14 protein-coding genes are annotated in these 16117 nt (G+C 66.7%); 6 read left to right on the forward strand and 8 right to left on the reverse strand.

The window, feature by feature from the left end; translation table 11 throughout:
- Positions 1-37 precede the first annotated feature (37 nt).
- The 6 genes from dnaB to AB4Y74_RS16815 all read right to left on the reverse strand — a co-directional run bounded on the left by dnaB (position 38) and on the right by AB4Y74_RS16815 (position 5243).
- On the reverse strand, positions 38-1411 hold the full coding sequence (gene dnaB, locus AB4Y74_RS16790) for a replicative DNA helicase (RefSeq protein WP_441800200.1): 1374 nt from the start codon (positions 1409-1411) through the stop codon (positions 38-40).
- Between the two features lie 453 nt (positions 1412-1864).
- Positions 1865-2317 (reverse strand): 50S ribosomal protein L9, encoded by a 453-nt coding sequence (gene rplI / locus AB4Y74_RS16795; RefSeq protein ID WP_374008895.1) that lies wholly within the window; start codon positions 2315-2317, stop codon positions 1865-1867.
- An 11-nt stretch (positions 2318-2328) separates the two neighbouring features.
- A complete protein-coding gene (gene rpsR, locus AB4Y74_RS16800; RefSeq protein WP_018189012.1) occupies positions 2329-2592 on the reverse strand; it encodes a 30S ribosomal protein S18 in 264 nt (87 codons plus the stop codon).
- Positions 2593-2672: 80 nt separating this feature from the next.
- Positions 2673-3185, reverse strand: coding sequence for a single-stranded DNA-binding protein (locus tag AB4Y74_RS16805; protein WP_441800201.1), 513 nt, complete (start codon positions 3183-3185; stop codon positions 2673-2675).
- A gap of 4 nt (positions 3186-3189) precedes the next feature.
- Positions 3190-3561: a 30S ribosomal protein S6 gene (gene rpsF / locus AB4Y74_RS16810; protein WP_441786793.1), complete on the reverse strand. Its 372-nt coding sequence runs from the start codon at positions 3559-3561 to the stop codon at positions 3190-3192.
- A gap of 257 nt (positions 3562-3818) precedes the next feature.
- Positions 3819-5243, reverse strand: a complete 1425-nt coding sequence (locus AB4Y74_RS16815) for a CCA tRNA nucleotidyltransferase (RefSeq protein WP_441800202.1) — start codon at positions 5241-5243, stop codon at positions 3819-3821.
- A gap of 95 nt (positions 5244-5338) precedes the next feature.
- Between AB4Y74_RS16815 and AB4Y74_RS16820 the strand changes: the two genes are divergently transcribed.
- The 6 genes from AB4Y74_RS16820 to AB4Y74_RS16845 all read left to right on the forward strand — a co-directional run bounded on the left by AB4Y74_RS16820 (position 5339) and on the right by AB4Y74_RS16845 (position 13039).
- A complete protein-coding gene (locus AB4Y74_RS16820) occupies positions 5339-7594 on the forward strand; it encodes a DUF6049 family protein (protein WP_441800203.1) in 2256 nt (751 codons plus the stop codon).
- Positions 7587-9194 (forward strand): murein biosynthesis integral membrane protein MurJ, encoded by a 1608-nt coding sequence (gene murJ / locus AB4Y74_RS16825; RefSeq protein ID WP_441800204.1) that lies wholly within the window; start codon positions 7587-7589, stop codon positions 9192-9194. Before AB4Y74_RS16820 ends, murJ begins: the two co-directional genes overlap by 8 nt.
- Before the next feature lie 83 nt (positions 9195-9277).
- Positions 9278-10264, forward strand: a complete 987-nt coding sequence (trxB, locus tag AB4Y74_RS16830; RefSeq protein ID WP_441800205.1) for a thioredoxin-disulfide reductase — start codon at positions 9278-9280, stop codon at positions 10262-10264.
- 14 nt (positions 10265-10278) lie between these two features.
- Entirely contained in the window at positions 10279-10605 is a 327-nt protein-coding gene (trxA, locus tag AB4Y74_RS16835) for a thioredoxin (RefSeq protein WP_441800206.1), read from the forward strand.
- Between the two features lie 137 nt (positions 10606-10742).
- Positions 10743-12065, forward strand: a complete 1323-nt coding sequence (locus AB4Y74_RS16840) for an aminotransferase-like domain-containing protein (RefSeq protein WP_441800207.1) — start codon at positions 10743-10745, stop codon at positions 12063-12065.
- Between the two features lie 17 nt (positions 12066-12082).
- On the forward strand, positions 12083-13039 hold the full coding sequence (locus AB4Y74_RS16845) for a D-alanine--D-alanine ligase family protein (RefSeq protein ID WP_441800208.1): 957 nt from the start codon (positions 12083-12085) through the stop codon (positions 13037-13039).
- Positions 13040-13065: 26 nt separating this feature from the next.
- On the opposite strand, the gene AB4Y74_RS16850 is transcribed toward AB4Y74_RS16845, so the two are convergent.
- Positions 13066-14031, reverse strand: a complete 966-nt coding sequence (locus tag AB4Y74_RS16850; protein ID WP_441800209.1) for a ParB/RepB/Spo0J family partition protein — start codon at positions 14029-14031, stop codon at positions 13066-13068.
- Positions 14031-14927 carry a ParA family protein gene (locus tag AB4Y74_RS16855; protein WP_441800471.1) on the reverse strand — a complete coding sequence of 299 codons (897 nt, stop codon included), beginning with the start codon at positions 14925-14927 and terminating at the stop codon, positions 14031-14033. Before AB4Y74_RS16855 ends, AB4Y74_RS16850 begins: the two co-directional genes overlap by 1 nt.
- Between the last annotated feature and the right edge of the window lie 1190 nt (positions 14928-16117).

A 16117-nucleotide genomic window follows, 5' to 3' on the forward strand; every position in this document is an offset into this window, starting at 1 on the left:
ACTGCGAGGTGTGACAGGCGCCTTCCGCACGCGTCGACTAGACCGGCGCCATGTCCGTGAAACGGGAGTAGTGCCCCTGGAAGGCGACGGTGACGGTCCGCGTCGGTCCGTTTCGGTGCTTCGCCACGATGAGGTCGGCCTCGCCTGCTCTCGGGTTGTCCTTCTCGTAGGCGGACTCGCGGTGGAGCAGGATGACCATGTCGGCGTCCTGCTCGATCGAGCCGGACTCGCGGAGGTCACTCAGCGCGGGAAGTTTGTCGGCGCGCTGCTCGGGGCCACGGTTCAGCTGCGACAGGGCGATGACCGGCACCTGAAGTTCCTTGGCGAGCAGCTTGAGCGCGCGCGAGAACTCGCTGACCTCCTGCTGGCGGCTCTCGACGCGCTTGCCGCTGGTCATCAGCTGGAGGTAGTCGATGATCACCATCTTGAGACCGACGCGCTGTTTGAGCCGGCGGCACTTCGCGCGGATCTCCACCAGGGTCATGTTGGGGCTGTCGTCGATGTAGAGGGGCGCGTCGTTGATGCGGCCGCGGGTGGATGCGATCGTCGTCCAGTCGCGGTTGTCCACCGTTCCCTTGCGCATGTTCTGCAGCGGGACGGACGCCTCTGCAGAGAGCAGGCGCATCGCGATCTCGCTCCGGCCCATCTCGAGCGAGAAGAAGATCGTCGGCATGTCGTGCTTGATCGCCGCCGCGCGCGCGAAGTCGAGCGCCAGGGTCGACTTACCGAGAGCTGGTCGGGCCGCGACGATCACCATCTGGCCGGGATGGAGGCCGTTGGTCAGTTCGTCGAGCTCGGCGAACCCGGTGGGGACGCCCGTCATCGAGCCGTCCTTGTGTTTGGCCGCTTCGATCTCGTCGATCGCCACGGTGACGGCCTCGGTGAGGGGGACGTAGTCCTCGGTCTCCTGGGTGCCCGTGACGGAGTAGATCTCGGCCTGTGCGTTGTTGACCAGGTCGAGGACCTCGCCCTCGGCCTTGTAGCCCATCTGCGTGATGCGGGTTCCCGCCTCGACGAGTCGGCGCAGCAGCGCCTTCTCGCCGACGATGTTGGCGTAGTAGCCCGCGTTCGCGGCGGTGGGCACGAGGCTGGTCAGTGTGTGCAGGTATTCTGCTCCGCCGGCTCGCGACAGCTCGCCGATCTTGGTCAGCTCGTCCGTGACGGTGATGACGTCCGTCGGCTCGCCGTGAGAGTAGAGCGACAGGATCGCGTCGTAGATGATCTCGTGCTTGGGAATGTAGAAGTCGGTGCCGCGGATGACCTCGACGACGTCTGCGACAGCATCCTTGCTGAGCAGCATGCCCCCGAGGGCGCTCTGCTCGGCGAGCAGGTCGTGCGGGGGAGTGCGCTCGGGGGAGCGGGCGTCGCCCGGGTCACGACCGTCGGCCAGACCGATATGGGCGATCGACACGTTCACTCCTCTACTGCTCGCATGCGCTCGGGCACGATGGGACCGTCGGCGGGCGTGCTTGCACGCTCGCCGCGCGAGTTGTTCCCTCGGCTCGATTGTCGGGACGACCTCTGACATTTCCGCAGTTCCGCGGCCGTCGTCCGTCGACGTCGGTCAACACTATGAACCCCAACCTCTTCGCACAACTCAGCCTGTGGATAAAACTGGGGAAAATCTGCGCGAAACGCCGTGGAGCGTGTGTAGAAGGTGTGTGGAAACCTGTGGACAACAAATGAGCTTGGGCACGATTATTGACGCTGACCTGCTCATTCAGTTTCAACACCCTGTGTGTAAAAAGTTCCTTGAACCCTGTGTTCAACGTTCGTCGCACGGCCGGTGCGCCTGTGCACAATCACCCTTAACGAGAGGTAGCGGCGGGCCTCAGCCCGCCGCTACACTTCTCGCTTTTCTCGCCTACTTGGCGGCAACCACCTGCAGGGTGATGACGGCCGAGAGGTCGTCGTGCAGTCGCACGGTCGCCTCGTGGTCGCCGACGACCTTGATGGGGTTGGGGAGCTCGATCTTGCGCTTGTCGAGCTCGCCGATGCCGGCAGCCTTGACGGCGTCCGCGACGTCACCGGTCTTGACCGAACCGAACAGACGACCCTCGCGACCCGCCTTGACGGTCAGCTTGACCTTGGTGGCCTCGAGCTTCGCCTTGAGGTCCTGAGCCTGCTCGACGGTGTGCAGCTCGCGAGCGGCGCGAGCCGCCTTGATCTGCTCGACCTGCTTCTCGCCACCGCGGCTCCACGAGATCGCGAAGCCCTGGGGAACCAGGTAGTTACGGGCGTAGCCGTTCTTGACGTCGACGACGTCACCGGCCGAGCCGAGGCCGGTGACCTCGTGCGTGAGAATTACCTTCGACATGTCGTTGCTCCTTAGCGGCCAGAGCCGGCGTAGGGGAGGAGCGCCATCTCGCGCGCGTTCTTGACCGCGCGGGCGATGAGGCGCTGCTCCTGGACGGAGACACCGGTGATACGGCGGGCGCGGATCTTTCCACGCTCGGAGATGAACTTGCGCAGGGTGGCGACGTCCTTGTAATCGATGACGCCAACGCGAACGGACTTCGCGGGGGCGGCGTTCTTGCCGTCCTTACCCTTGCGGATCGGCTTGCGGCGGTCGCCGCTCGACTTTCCAGCCATGGTTTCCTTTGCTTTCCGCCCTACCGGCTGACGGCCGGCGGGCTGATGATGTGTGCCCCTCCATCGAGAGGCGAGTCTCGTTAGAAGGGGGTCTCGTCGTTGTAGGAGCCCGGAGTGTTCCAGACATCCGCACCGGCGGACGGATCCGCGGGGGCAGATGCGGCCCACGGCTCCTCGACGGCAGGCGCACCGCCGCCGAAGCCGCCCGGACCCCGTCCTCCACCGGAGGACTGGGCACGCGTGACCTGCGCGGTGGCGTAGCGCAGCGAGGGGCCGATCTCATCGATCTCGAGCTCCATGCTGGTGCGCTTCTCGCCTTCCTTCGTCTCGTAGGAGCGCTGCTTCAGACGACCCTGCGCGATGACGCGGGACCCCTTGGTCAGCGAACCGGCGACGTGCTCGGCGAATTCGCGCCAGACACTGGCGCGAAGGAACAGAGCCTCACCGTCCTTCCACTCGTTCGCCTGACGGTCGAACGTGCGGGGGGTGGACGCGATGGTGAAGTTGGCGACTGCCAGCCCGTTCTGCGTGTAGCGCAGCTCGGGGTCGGCCGTGAGGTTTCCCACCACGGTGATGACGGTCTCGCCGGCCATGGGACTAGGCGCCGGCCTTCTCGGAGGTGGCGGCCTTGCGGGCAGCCTTCTCGTCGGCGCGCTTCTGAGCAGCGGCGACCTGAGCGATCGCCTCTTCCGCGCGGAGGACCTTGGTGCGCATGACGGCCTCGCTGAGCTTCAGCTGGCGGTCGAGCTCCTTGGTCGTGTCGCCCTCAGCGGTGAGCTGCACGACGGCGTAGATGCCTTCGGTCTTCTTGTTGATCTCGTAAGCCAGGCGACGACGTCCCCAGATGTCGACGTTGTCGACAGTTCCACCGTCGTTACGAACGACGTTGAGGAACTTGTCAAGGCTCGGAGCCACGGTGCGCTCATCGATCTCTGGATCGAGGATGACCATCAACTCGTACTGATGCATGACTAACCCACCTCCTCTGGTCTCAGCGGCTGCAGACGTTCTGCAGCAGGAGGGTGTCATAGACGCGCCCAGGGCAGAACTGCGCCCGGGCAACTTATCTAGGGTAGCGGATGCGGATGTGGGGCGCCAGCCGGCGGTGATCTCGGTCATGTCTCCACCCTGGCGGCGGCGCAGGATCCTCCCGGCGCTTCCACCGGATCCGTGGAGAACGCGTCAGTCAGCGGCTCTGGGGACGAAGCACGCGAAAGAGAGCCGCGTCAGCGGTCAGCCCACCAGGCGAGCAGTAGGCGCGAAGCCTCCTCCTCGCCGAGCGGCCCTTCGTCGAGACGCAGCTCGAGCAGGAATTTCATCGCCTGACCGACCTCTCGCCCCGGGCGGATGCCGAGGATGCTCATCACCTGCTCGCCATTCAGGTCGGGCCGGACCGAGTCCAGCTCCTCCTGCTCCTGCAGCTCGCGGATGCGCGCCTCGAGATCGTCGTACGCGAATCCCAGCCGGTCGGCCTTCCGTCGGTTCCGGGTCGTGACGTCAGCACGCGTCAGCATATGCAGGCGCTCGAGCTCCGGGCCGGCGTCACGCACGTAACGCCGCACTGCGGAGTCGGTCCACTGCGCGTCGGCGTAGCCGAAGAACCGCAGGTGCAATTCGATCAGGCGCGCCACCGAGTCGATGGTCGCCCTGTCGAAGCGCAGAGCCGTCAACCGCTTCCTGGCCAGCTTCGCCCCGACTAGGTCGTGGTGATAGAAGCTGACCGCGCCGCCCGGCTCGAAGCGTCGCGTCGCCGGTTTGCCGATGTCGTGCAGGATGGCGGCCAGCCTCAGCACGAGATCGGGCGCCTCGCCCGCATGCCGCTCCTTCTCATAACCGATCGCCTGCTCCAGCACCGTGAGACTGTGCTGGTACACGTCTTTGTGGTGGTGGTGCTCGTCCACCTCCAGCCGCAGCGCGGGGATCTCCGGCACGACCAGTTCGGCCAGACCGCTCGCGACGAGCAACTCCACCCCGGCGCGCGGCTCATCCGCTTGGAGCAGCTTGCTCAGCTCGTCGCGCACGCGCTCGGCGCTGATGATCTCGATGCGGTCGGCCATGGCGACCATCGCATCGCGGGTCTCGTCGTCCACCGTGAAGCCCAGCTGCGCCGTGAACCGCGCGGCGCGCATCATCCGAAGCGGATCGTCTCCGAACGAGATCTGCGGGGTGCTCGGTGTCCGCAGCACGCCCGCCATGAGGTCTTCGACGCCGCCGGACGGATCGACCAGTCGCACCTCGGGGAGTCGTAGGGCGAGCGCATTGACCGTGAAGTCTCGACGCATGAGGTCGCCTTCGAGGCTGTCGCCGAACTCCACCTCCGGCTTCCGGGTGGTGCCGTCGTAGCTGTCGCTGCGGTAGGTCGTGATTTCGACGGTGTCGTCTCCGAGTCGCGCGCCGATCGTGCCGTACTGGCGGCCCACATCCCAGACGGCGTCGGCGATGGGCGCGACGATCTTCAGGATGTCGTCCGGGCGCGCATCCGTCGTGAAGTCGAGATCATGCACCAGCCGGCCGAGGAGGGCGTCTCGTACCGGACCCCCGACGAGGGCCAGCTCGTGCCCAGCTGCCTCGAATGCGTCGGCGAGGCGGGCGACCGACCGGGTGCGTGCGAGGTCGCCGAGGCGTTCGAGGGATTCGGCGACGCTCTGCATGGTGACCCAGCTTAACGGCCCTGCGCGCCGGGCTCTCAGCAGGCGGCCTCTACAATCGTCGACATGGAGGCCGAGTCGGGATCGCGCGTCGACGCATGAGCGCAGCCTCCCCCACCCTCCGCGGGGGTGCGAGACTTCGCGCCCGCGTCCGGCTCCTGGCAGCGGCTGCCACCGTCAGCGCACTGGTCGGCGCACTGGCCACAGTGACCGGCGTGGGGACGGTGGCGGCGGCCGACGCCGTGACTCCTTCGCCCGTGGCAGCGGCCAGCCCCTCCGCCCTGACCGCGACCGTCACCTCGGACGGCGGTGGCGTGGTCGGCCCAGGCGCAGACCTCGCAGTCTCGGTCACCGTCTCGAATCCAACGGACAACGCGTACTCGTCCGGATCGGTGGCCCTCTGGGTGGACCCGGAGCCGCAGAGCGGACGCGCCGCCTTGGCCTCGTGGTCAGCGTCGACGGAGAAGCCGTCGGGCGCGGTCGGTCTCGGCCAGGCGCAGCTGAACACGCTCGAGCCGGGAACCAGCACAGTCGTGCGCCTCACGGCACCGGCCGCGTCGCTGCCGTTCTCCGGCCGCACGACCTCTGCCGTATTCGGGATGGGCGCCACCGTGCGCGCCGGGTCCGCCCAGGCGGAACCGCGCAGTTCCGTCGTGTGGAACCCTGGCGGGGCCGCCAAGCAGGCCGGCCTGAACGTGGTGCTGCCGATCGTCACCCCGTCCGGTTCCAGCGGGCTGATCGCTGCCGACGACCTGGCGACCTACACCGCGCCGAACGGCATCCTCACCCGGGAGCTCGATGGTCTCACCGGCCACACCACGGTCACGGTCGGGATCGACCCGATGATCATCGCGTCCATCCGCGTACTCGGGAACGCGGCGCCGGCGAGCGCGGTGCAGTGGCTGGTCCAGCTCTCCGAGCTCCCCAACGAAACCTTCTCACTCGGTTACGCGGATGCGGACGCGGCCGGGCAGATTCAGGCCGGTCTGCCGGCCCCCCTCTCGCCCACCTCCCTCGCGTACGCCATCGACCCGAAGAACTTCACGCCGGCGCCCACCCCGGTCGGAGAACCGCCCACCGCGACTCCCACGCCGCAACCGAAAACGACCTCGCCCTCCCCGAGCCCGACAGCGACGCCTGGTCCCGCCCTTCCCGATCTGGCGACGTTGCTCGCCTGGGACTACACCCTCACCGGGATCAGCTGGCCGGCGGACAAGACGGTGCGTCGCGCCGACCTGGCGCCCCTTGCTGCCGCTGGGCTCACCACGACGATTCTGTCGGGAAGCAACACCAACGCGGCGGAGCAGAGCAGCACCCCGAACGCGCCGATCGTCTCCGGGAACGACCGCATGGTGTCCACAGACCAGGCGCTCAGCGACGCACTCCGTCAGGCGGTCAGCGCCCCCAGTGACGTGGCGTGGAACGCAGCCATGTCGAAGGTGAACGCGCAGCTCGAGTTGATCAGTCAGGAATCGGGCGACCCTCGAAAGCTGCTCATCGGGCTGGATCGGTCCTGGCCGTCGAGCGGAACCCAACTGGAGCGCACGCTGAACTCTCTGTTCTCGACGCCGTGGTCAGCCCCTGCGGCGTTCTCGACGGTGAAGGGTGCCACCCCGACCGCCGGCCTGGACATCGTCGACGCGCCGGAATCGGCCGAGCGGATCGCGGACATCCACGCACTGATTCAGGACGAGGCATCGCTCGGGCAGTTCGCCACGATCCTCGACGACCCGACGCGACTGACGGGAAGGACGCGCGCGGACCTCCTCGCGCTGCTCGCCGTCTCGTGGCTCAACCCCCGCACAGACTGGACAGCGGCGGTCACGAAGGAGCGGGCCGCGACCGTCAGGACGCTGCACTCGATCCGCATCCTGCCGACAGAGAACGTCAACCTCGTGAGCGCGCAGGGCTCCATCCCGTTCACCGTGAGCAACGACCTCCCTGCTGACGCCGCCACGATCGTCCTCGTGGCATCGCCCTCGAACAGTCGTCTCGAGATCGACCAGTCGACGACGAAACGCATCCAGCCGGACTCCCGCGCCACCGTCCTCGTCCCGGTGAAGGCGAAGGTCGGCAACGGCCAGGTCGTGCTCTCGCTGCACCTGTACAGCCCGACGGGCGTTCCTATCGGCGACCCGACGTCGGTGACGGTGGATGTGCACGCCGACTGGGAGGGCATCGGCGCGCTGATCTTCGGCATCCTGCTGGTGCTGCTGTTCGGCTTCGGGATCGTCCGCAACATCCTTCGTCGCCGGTCGAAGAGCGGGGAGGGCGACGAGCCGGACACCGACACGACCGCCGACGTAACCCCGTCGTCAGGTTCCACCCCACCCGAGGAGCGGCACGGTGGCTAGCGTCGGCCGCGCTACCGCAATGCTGGCGTCCGGCACCCTGGTATCGAGGCTGCTGGGCTTCGGCAAGGCCTGGCTCCTCGTCCAGGCGATCGGTGTGGTCTCGTTCGCCGCGAACGCCTACGGCACCGCCACCGCCATCCCGAACAGCCTGTACGCGCTCATCGCCCAGGGCATCCTGAACGCCATCCTGGTGCCCCAGATCGTCCGCGCGTCGGTGAACGCCGACGGTGGCCGGGCGTACATCAACAAGCTGGTGACCCTTGGCATCGTGGTCTTCGCGGGCCTCGCCCTCGTCGCGACGTTCCTGGCGCCGCTGCTCATCGCACTTTTCGGCGTTCCGGAGTCGCAGCGCGAACTCGCAACCGCCTTCGCCTATTGGTCCCTGCCTCAGATCTTCTTCCTCGGCCTCTACACGTTGCTCGGCGAGGTGCTCAACGCACGCAAGTCGTTCGGGCCGTTCACCTGGGCGCCCGTCGTCAACAACATCGTCGCGATCATCATGCTGGGCGTGTTCATCCTCGCCTTCGGCGCCTTCTCCACGGGCCACCAGCACACCGAGTGGACGTTCGGGATGATCGCCCTGCTCGCCGGCGGTGCAACGCTCGGCATCGCCATCCAGGCCCTCGTCCTCTTCGTGTTCTGGCGCCGGGTCGGCTTGCGCTTCCGCTTCGACTTCGGCTGGCGTGGGGTGAACCTCGGAACAGCCGGGAAGGCGGCCGGATGGACGTTCGCCATGCTCGTCGCCACCCAAGTGGCCGGCCTCATCGAGATCAACGTCTCCAACTCCGCCGGGCCGGACTTCGCCGGTTCCTTCGCCATGCAGAACGCCTGGCTGATCTTCATGCTGCCGCACGGCATCATCGCCGTCTCCATCGTCACCGCGTATTACACACGGATGGCGGAGCACGCCCATCGGGGGGCGACGGCTGAGTTCCGTCAGGACTTCTCATCGGCCGCACGCTCGATCATGTTGCTGATCGTGTTCTCCTCGGCAGCTCTCATCGTCACGGCCTACCCCGTCGCGCGCGTCTTCACCTCCGATTACCAAACGCTGGGCCTGGTCCTGATCGCGTACCTGGTCGGGCTCGTCCCGTTCTCGCTGGTGTTCATGGCGCAGCGCGCGTTCTACTCACTCGGTGACACGCGCACTCCGTTCCTGTTCACCCTCGCGCAGGTCGGCGTCGTGATCGTCGGAGTGCTGCTCTGCTTCCTGGTGGCTCCCGAGATCAGGGCTGCCTCGGTTGCCCTCGTCGTCTCCGTCGCCAGCGTGGTCCAGGCCGTCCTGGCATTCGCGCTGCTCCGTCGCCGGACCGGGGGAGTCGACGGCGGCCGCATCCTCGGGTCGCTCTGGCGCTTCGTCCTCGCGGGGCTCGCCTCGATGGCGGCCGGCGCGGGCTTCCTCGTCATCCTCGGCGGCGTCGGTTCCGGCGGATTCCCCGTGAGCGGCCCGATCGCCGCCATCGTCGCCACAGCGGTCACCGGGGTCGTCATGCTGGTCGTGTACGTGGGCTTCCTCGTCATCCTCCGATCGCCCGACCTCGAGAGCGGACTCGCGCCCATCCTGAACCGCGCCGGAGGGCGTTCTCGCGCACCCAGGTGACACGGAATAGCATCCGCCTAGGATGTGTTCTACAGGTCGACGCCTCCAGACGAAGGTGTCGTGACAGGTCAAGGAGTTTTGCCGTGCGGCAGATCATCATCATCGGTTCCGGCCCCGCCGGATACACGGCGGCCGTCTATGCGGCACGCGCCAACCTGAAGCCGCTGCTGATCGCCTCCTCCGTCGAGGCCGGCGGCGAGCTGATGAACACCACAGAGGTCGAGAACTTCCCCGGCTTCCCTGAGGCGGTCATGGGACCGGACCTCATGTTCAAGATGCAGGCGCAGGCAGAGAAGTTCGGCACCGAGATCGTCCTCGACGACGTCGTGTCGATCGACCTGACCGGCGAGGTCAAGCGGGTCACGCTCGGCTCCGGCGCGGTCCACGAGGCGCTCGCCGTCATCTTCGCGACCGGTTCCGCCTACCGCAAGCTCGGTCTGGCCGACGAGGAGCGACTCTCCGGTCACGGCGTCTCCTGGTGCGCCACCTGCGACGGGTTCTTCTTCCGCCAGCGCACGATCGCCGTCATCGGCGGCGGCGACTCGGCGATGGAGGAGGCCACCTTCCTCACCCGCTTCGCGGACAAGGTGTACGTCATCCACCGTCGCGACTCGCTCCGCGCCTCCAAGATCATGCAGGAGCGCGCGTTCGCCAACGACAAGATCGAGTTCATCTGGAACACCGAGGTCGTCGGGATCGGCGGTGACGAGCAGGTGCAGAACGTCCAGCTCCGCAACCTGGTCACCGGCGAGGAGAGCGAGTTGCAGCTGCACGGTCTCTTCATCGCGATCGGCAACGACCCGCGCGTCCACCTCGTCCACGGTCAGCTCGATCTGACGGCGGAGGGCACCATCGCCGTCGAGGGCCGCAGCTCGAAGACCAACCTCCCCGGCGTCTTCGCCGCGGGCGACGTCATCGACCCGACCTATCGCCAGGCGGTCACCGCCGCGGCATCGGGTACGGTCGCCGCGCTCGACGCGGAGCACTACCTCACCACCCTCCCGCAAGACTTGCTCGACAGCGCAGCGGATGGCGCGTCGGGTGACCTCGAACTCACCGCCACCGCCTAAGGAGAAACAACACAATGTCAGCAGCACGTTCGGTCACGGACTCCAGCTTCGAGCAGGACGTCCTCAACAGCGAGAAGACCATCCTCGTGGACTTCTGGGCTGAGTGGTGCGGTCCGTGTCGCGCCGTCGGCCCGATCCTCGACCAGATCGCCTCCGAGCACTCGGACAAGATCGAGGTCGTCAAGCTCAACGTCGATGAGAACCCGCAGACCGCTGCGAAGTACCAGATCACGTCGATCCCGGCGATGAAGGTCTACCAGGGTGGCGAGGTCGTCAAGACCGTCATCGGTGCGAAGCCGAAGCCCGCCCTTGAGGCCGACCTGGCCGCCTACCTGGCGTAGCGCGACCCGTCCTCTTCAGACCCGTCCGGCGCTCACCCGCCGGGCGGGTCTTTTTCGTACCCGGGACACGACACCGATTTTCTCGGCGGTGCACTGCCCCCATAGCATTGCTGAACGGCAGAGAAACGGACTCACACGTGATCGAACAGAGCACTCCGCAGCAGCGGGGCAATAATCTGGACCCGTGGTATCACCACTACGCGCAGCGCACGAGCGGCCTGGCCGCCAGCGAGGTCCGAGCCCTGTTCGCCGTGGCCAGTCGCCCCGAGGTCGTCTCACTGGCCGGCGGTATGCCGTTCGTCTCCGCCCTCCCGCAGGACCTCGTCGTGGGGGCGATGGATCGCGTCATGCGCGAACAGGGCGCGGTCGCCCTCCAGTACGGCTCGGGCCAGGGCGTGCCGGCCCTCCGGGAGCAGATCCTGGACGTGATGGCCCTTGAGGGCATCAGTGGCAGCGCGGACGACATCGTCATCACCACCGGATCGCAGCACGCGCTGGAGCTCTTCAGCAAGCTCTTCATCGACCCGGGGGATGTGGTCCTCGCCGAGGGTCCGAGCTACGTCACGGCCATGGTGATCTTCAAGTCGTACCAGGCCGAGGTCGACCACGTCCCGATGGACGAGCACGGCCTCATCCCGCAGGCCCTGCGGGAGCACATCGCGCGCCTGAAGTCAGAGGGCCGGCGCGTGAAGTTCCTCTACACCGTCCCGACCTTCCACAACCCGGCGGGGGTGACCCTGACCTGGGAGCGCCGGCTCGAGATCCTCGAGATCGCGCGGCAGAACGACATCCTGGTGCTGGAGGACAACCCGTACGGCCTGTTGTACTTCGAGGACAAGCCCCCGGCTGCAATGCGCTCCGTCGAGCGGGATGGCGTCGTGTACCTCGGCACCTTCTCGAAGACCCTCGCCCCCGGCTTCCGGGTGGGCTGGGCGCTCGCGCCGCACGCCATCCGGGAGAAGCTCATCCTGGCCAATGAGGCGGCGGTGCTGAGCCCGAGTTCCTTCAGCCAGCTCGTCATCTCGGAGTATCTCCGCGACGCCGACTGGAAGGGCCAGATAGACACCTTCCGTGGCGTGTACCGGGAACGCAAGGAGGCGATGATCTCCGCGCTCTCCGAGCACCTGCCGGAACTCAGCTGGACGGATCCCAACGGCGGTTTCTACGTGTGGGTCACCCTCCCGCCGCACCTGGACTCCAAGGCGATGCTGCCGCGGGCGGTGACGGAGCTCGTTGCCTACACTCCGGGTACTGCGTTTTACGCCGACGGCTCGGGTGCCCAGAACATTCGCTTGTCCTTCTGCTACCCCACGCCGGAGAACATCCGGGTGGGCGTCCGGCGCCTGGCCAACGTGATCGGCGGCGAGCAGGACCTGCTCGAGACGTTCGCCGGAACCGGTCTCCTCGACGCCCCGCGTAAGAACCGTACGAGCGCGAACCCGCCCACGGACCTCCGCTAGACGAGAAAGACCTGATCATGGCTGAAAAAGAAGCACTGGACATCGTCGTCCTCGCCGGCGGGATCTCGCACGAGCGCGACATCTCGCTGCGCAGCGGTCGCCGCGTCGCGGACGGGCTCAATGCGCTGGGCCATCGGGTCGCACTGCGCGATCCCGATGCCTCTCTCCTCGGTTTCCTCAACGAGAGCCGCCCGGACGTCGTCTGGCCCGCTCTCCATGGCGCGAGCGGGGAGGATGGCGCCCTTCGGGGGCTGCTGGAACTGACCGGGGTGCCCTTCGTCGGTTCCCGCGCCGACGCGTCCAGACTTGCCTGGTCGAAGCCGGCGGCCAAGACCGTCATCGAGCGCGCCGGCGTCTCGACGCCTCGCTCGGTGACCCTCCCGCAGGAGACCTTCCGCGAGCTCGGTGCGGGGAGTGTTCTCGAGACCGTACTGCGCGGCCTCTCACTGCCGGTCGTCGTGAAACCCGCGCAGGGCGGATCCGCCCAGGGTGTGACGATCGTCGATACGGCGGAAGAACTGCCTCGGGCGATGGTCGACGCCTACACGTACTCGGACGTAGCGCTTATCGAGCAGAAGGTCGACGGGATCGAGGTGTCCGTCGCGGTCGTCGACACCGGAGATGGTCCCTCGGCGCTTCCCGCGGTGGAGATCGAGCCGGTTGAGGGTGCCTACACCTTCGATGCTCGGTACAACGCGGGGGAGACCCGCTTCTACGTGCCCGCGCGGCTGGATGAGGGAGTGACGGCGGCGGTCGCCGCGGCAGCCGTGACCGCGCACAGGGCGCTGGGCCTGCGGCATCTCTCGCGAATCGACCTCATCGTCGACGCGGCGGGGACGCCCTGGTTCCTCGAGGCGAACGTGCTCCCCGGACTCACGGAGACGTCGATCATGCCCCAGGCGATCACTGCCTCGGGGCAGGAGCCCCGTGACGTCTACGCTGCGCTCGCTCTCGCGGCGATCGCCGACGCCTGACCGCGTCCCCGCTGTTTCAGCGCGGGTCAGCTGAAGCTGGGCTGGCCGATCTCATCGAGGATGCGGTTGAGGTCCTGGATGGTCGCAAAATCCACCACGATCTGGCCTTTTCTTGCTCCCAGTGTGATCTTGACGCGTGTGTTCAGGCGGTCGCCGAGCGTGCCCGCGATCTCATCCAGGTGACCGCGATGCCGCCCAGCGGTGGCCTTGGTCCGTTCCGGTTTGGGCGTCTTGCTGGCCGCCGCCTCCGCCTGCCGGACCGACAGATCCTCATTGATGATCTTGTCGGCGAGGCGGATCATCGCCTCCTGGTCGTCACCCAGTGACAGGATGGCGCGGGCGTGGCCTGCACTCAGCACGCCCGCAGCGACCCGCGACTGCACGACCGCCGGCAGCTTCAGGAGACGGATGGTGTTGGTGATCTGGGGGCGCGAGCGGCCGATGCGGTTCGCGAGCTCGTCCTGGGTGATGCCGAAGTCGGCGAGGAGCTGCTGGTAGGCGGAGGCCTCTTCGAGAGGGTTCAGCTGGCTGCGATGCAGGTTCTCGAGGAGCGCATCCCGGAGCATGTCCTCGTCGGCGGTCTCCTTGACCACGGCCGGGATGGCGTCGAGGCCGAGTTCCTTCGTCGCGCGCAGGCGGCGCTCACCCATGATGAGTTCGTAGCGTCCGGGCTCGTCGGGGATCGGGCGGACGACGACCGGCTGCAGTACGCCGACCTCGCGGATGCTCGCCACCAGCTCATCGAGAGCATCCCGGTCGAATTCGGTACGCGGCTGCGCCCGGTTCGGGACGATGTCGTCGGGGGAGAGGCTGGCGAGACGAGCTCCCGGAACGGCAACCAGATCGTCGTCGCGCTCGGCCACCGCTACTGCGGTCATCGAGCTCCCGCCGGAGCTCTCCGGGAAGAAGACGTCGACGGGGCGGCTCGTCTGGTCGCTGGTGGGGATGAGTGCGCCGATGCCTCGGCCCAGTCCGGTGCGCTTCGCTGCCATTAGCGGGGTACTCCTCTGCGTGCGATTTCTGCGGCCGCCTCCATGTATGAGAGGGAGCCACTGGAGTTTGTGTCGTAGCTGATGACGCTCTGGCCGTAGCTGGGAGCCTCAGAGATACGGACGGAGCGGGGGATGATCGTGTCGAGGACCTCGTTGGGGAAGTGCTCGCGCACGTCGGCAGCGACCTGATGCGCCAGATTGGTGCGGGAGTCGTACATCGTCAACAGAATCGTCGAAACCTGGAGCTTCGGGTTCAGGTGTCGTTCGATCAACTGGATGTTCTTGAGCAGCTGGCTGAGCCCTTCGAGCGCATAGTACTCGCACTGGATGGGGATCAGAACCTCCGTTGCCGCGACGAACGCGTTGATCGTGAGGAGTCCCAGGGAGGGCGGGCAGTCGATCAGCACGTAGTCGATGTCGTATTCGTCGAGAAATCGGTCGAGTGCGCGCGACAGTCGCTGCTCGCGTGCGACCATCGACACGAGCTCGATCTCGGCACCTGCGAGATCAATCGTTGCGGGAATGACGAAGAGGCCGTCGAACTCGGGACTCTTTTGGATGACCTCGTCCATCTCTTGGTCGTTGACCACGACGTCATAGACGCTCGGCGTGCCTTCGCGATGCTCGACACTGAGCGCCGTCGAGGCATTTCCCTGCGGGTCGAGGTCGATCACGAGGACGCGTGCACCCGATTTCGCGAGTGCCGCACTGAGGTTGACGACCGTCGTCGTCTTCCCCACGCCGCCCTTCTGATTCGAGATGGTGAAGATGCGGGTTTTGGAGGGGAGGGGGAGCGTGGTGGCTGCGATCGCCTGCCGACGGCGCGCGAGGTCTTGAAGCTCTTGAGCGAGCGGTGTGGTCCCGTCGAAGGATGCAGCGGTGGTCACAGGCTCCATATCGCTGTCGATCTCACCTACTCCGCGCTCGTTCTCGTGGGGTTGTTTCACGTGAAACCTCGTCGCTCCTTGGTGCTTCGCACCGGCTCTTGGTCGGTCGTCGGCACACCCGCAGCGCACCCGTTGTTCAACTCTAACTCGGAAGTCCGACGCTTCTCGCCGCGCCGCGCGAGCTGTGGGGAGCGAGTATTGCAGGTCGTTTGTGACCATGTCTGCGGACGGCGTGCTGTCGGAGGGCGACCACGGTTTCACGTGAAACGCTGCGGCAACTGACGCATCCGTCCTGACTTCCGTTTCACGTGAAGCCAGCAGTGCCGTCGCTTAACGTTCAGGGCCATTGGGCCTGAAGACTGCAGGGCCCCGTCAGGCTCCCAGCGAGCGGCCCGTTCGAATGGCGGGCATAACCACTACCAGTTGCAGGTTCCGATCACTCTGCTCTCACTACCCGCAATTTCCCGACGCCTGGCTGATCCGGCGCTGCGCGCTGGATCCCAGTAGCAGCTGTGGCAGCTTCACCTGGGACTCCCCGGTGTCTCCGACTCGATCCCACCGGTAGATGCGATGGCCTCGCGTGCTACATCCCGGCGTCTCCCACCCGATGCCTCGTCGCGGGCCTACCACCAAGAGCGCGCGTTTCACGTGAAGCGCCTCGAGGTCTTCAACGCGGGCCCCCCCGCCAACAGGGTGCGTTTCACGTGAAGCGTCGCCAGGGTCTCCAACGCGGACCCACCACCAACAGCGAGGGTTCACGTGAAACACCCCGGCGACTCCAACGCGGGCCCACCGCCAACGGAGTGTGTTTATGTGCAGCGTCCCCGGGTTCTCCAACTCAACCCACCGCCAACAGGCTGGGTTTCACGTGAAACGCCCGCGGCGGCTCCAACGCGGACCCACCACCAACAGGGTGCGTTTCGCGTGAAGCGTCGCCAGGGTCTCCAACGCGGATCCACCACCAACTGCGAGGGTTTCACGTGAACACCCCGGCGCCTCCAACGCGGTCCCACCGCCAACGGAGTGGGTCTCACTCGAAATGTCCCCGAGCTCCAACGCGGTCATCAATAGACGTTAGGGCTTCCGGTGGAGACTTCCCCGGGGAATCCACCTGAGTCCATCAGCGATCGCCAGGGTTTCACGTGAAACGCACCCTGTGCTCACGCCTGTCACAGTGGCAGAGAGCGGTTGCCGAGAGA

The sequence above is a fragment of the Leifsonia sp. RAF41 genome, assembly GCF_052114085.1.
Taxonomy (GTDB): Bacteria; Actinomycetota; Actinomycetes; order Actinomycetales; family Microbacteriaceae; genus Leifsonia.

Coding starts and splice junctions, on each gene's coding strand:
- rplI (WP_374008895.1), bottom strand. CDS start 2,317: ATGTCGAAGGTAATTCTCACGCACGAGGTCACCGGCCTCGGCTCGGCC.
- rpsR (WP_018189012.1), bottom strand. CDS start 2,592: ATGGCTGGAAAGTCGAGCGGCGACCGCCGCAAGCCGATCCGCAAGGGT.
- AB4Y74_RS16805 (WP_441800201.1), bottom strand. CDS start 3,185: ATGGCCGGCGAGACCGTCATCACCGTGGTGGGAAACCTCACGGCCGAC.
- rpsF (WP_441786793.1), bottom strand. CDS start 3,561: ATGCATCAGTACGAGTTGATGGTCATCCTCGATCCAGAGATCGATGAG.
- AB4Y74_RS16815 (WP_441800202.1), bottom strand. CDS start 5,243: ATGCAGAGCGTCGCCGAATCCCTCGAACGCCTCGGCGACCTCGCACGC.
- AB4Y74_RS16820 (WP_441800203.1), top strand. CDS start 5,339: ATGAGCGCAGCCTCCCCCACCCTCCGCGGGGGTGCGAGACTTCGCGCC.
- trxA (WP_441800206.1), top strand. CDS start 10,279: ATGTCAGCAGCACGTTCGGTCACGGACTCCAGCTTCGAGCAGGACGTC.
- AB4Y74_RS16845 (WP_441800208.1), top strand. CDS start 12,083: ATGGCTGAAAAAGAAGCACTGGACATCGTCGTCCTCGCCGGCGGGATC.
- AB4Y74_RS16850 (WP_441800209.1), bottom strand. CDS start 14,031: ATGGCAGCGAAGCGCACCGGACTGGGCCGAGGCATCGGCGCACTCATC.
- AB4Y74_RS16855 (WP_441800471.1), bottom strand. CDS start 14,927: ATGGAGCCTGTGACCACCGCTGCATCCTTCGACGGGACCACACCGCTC.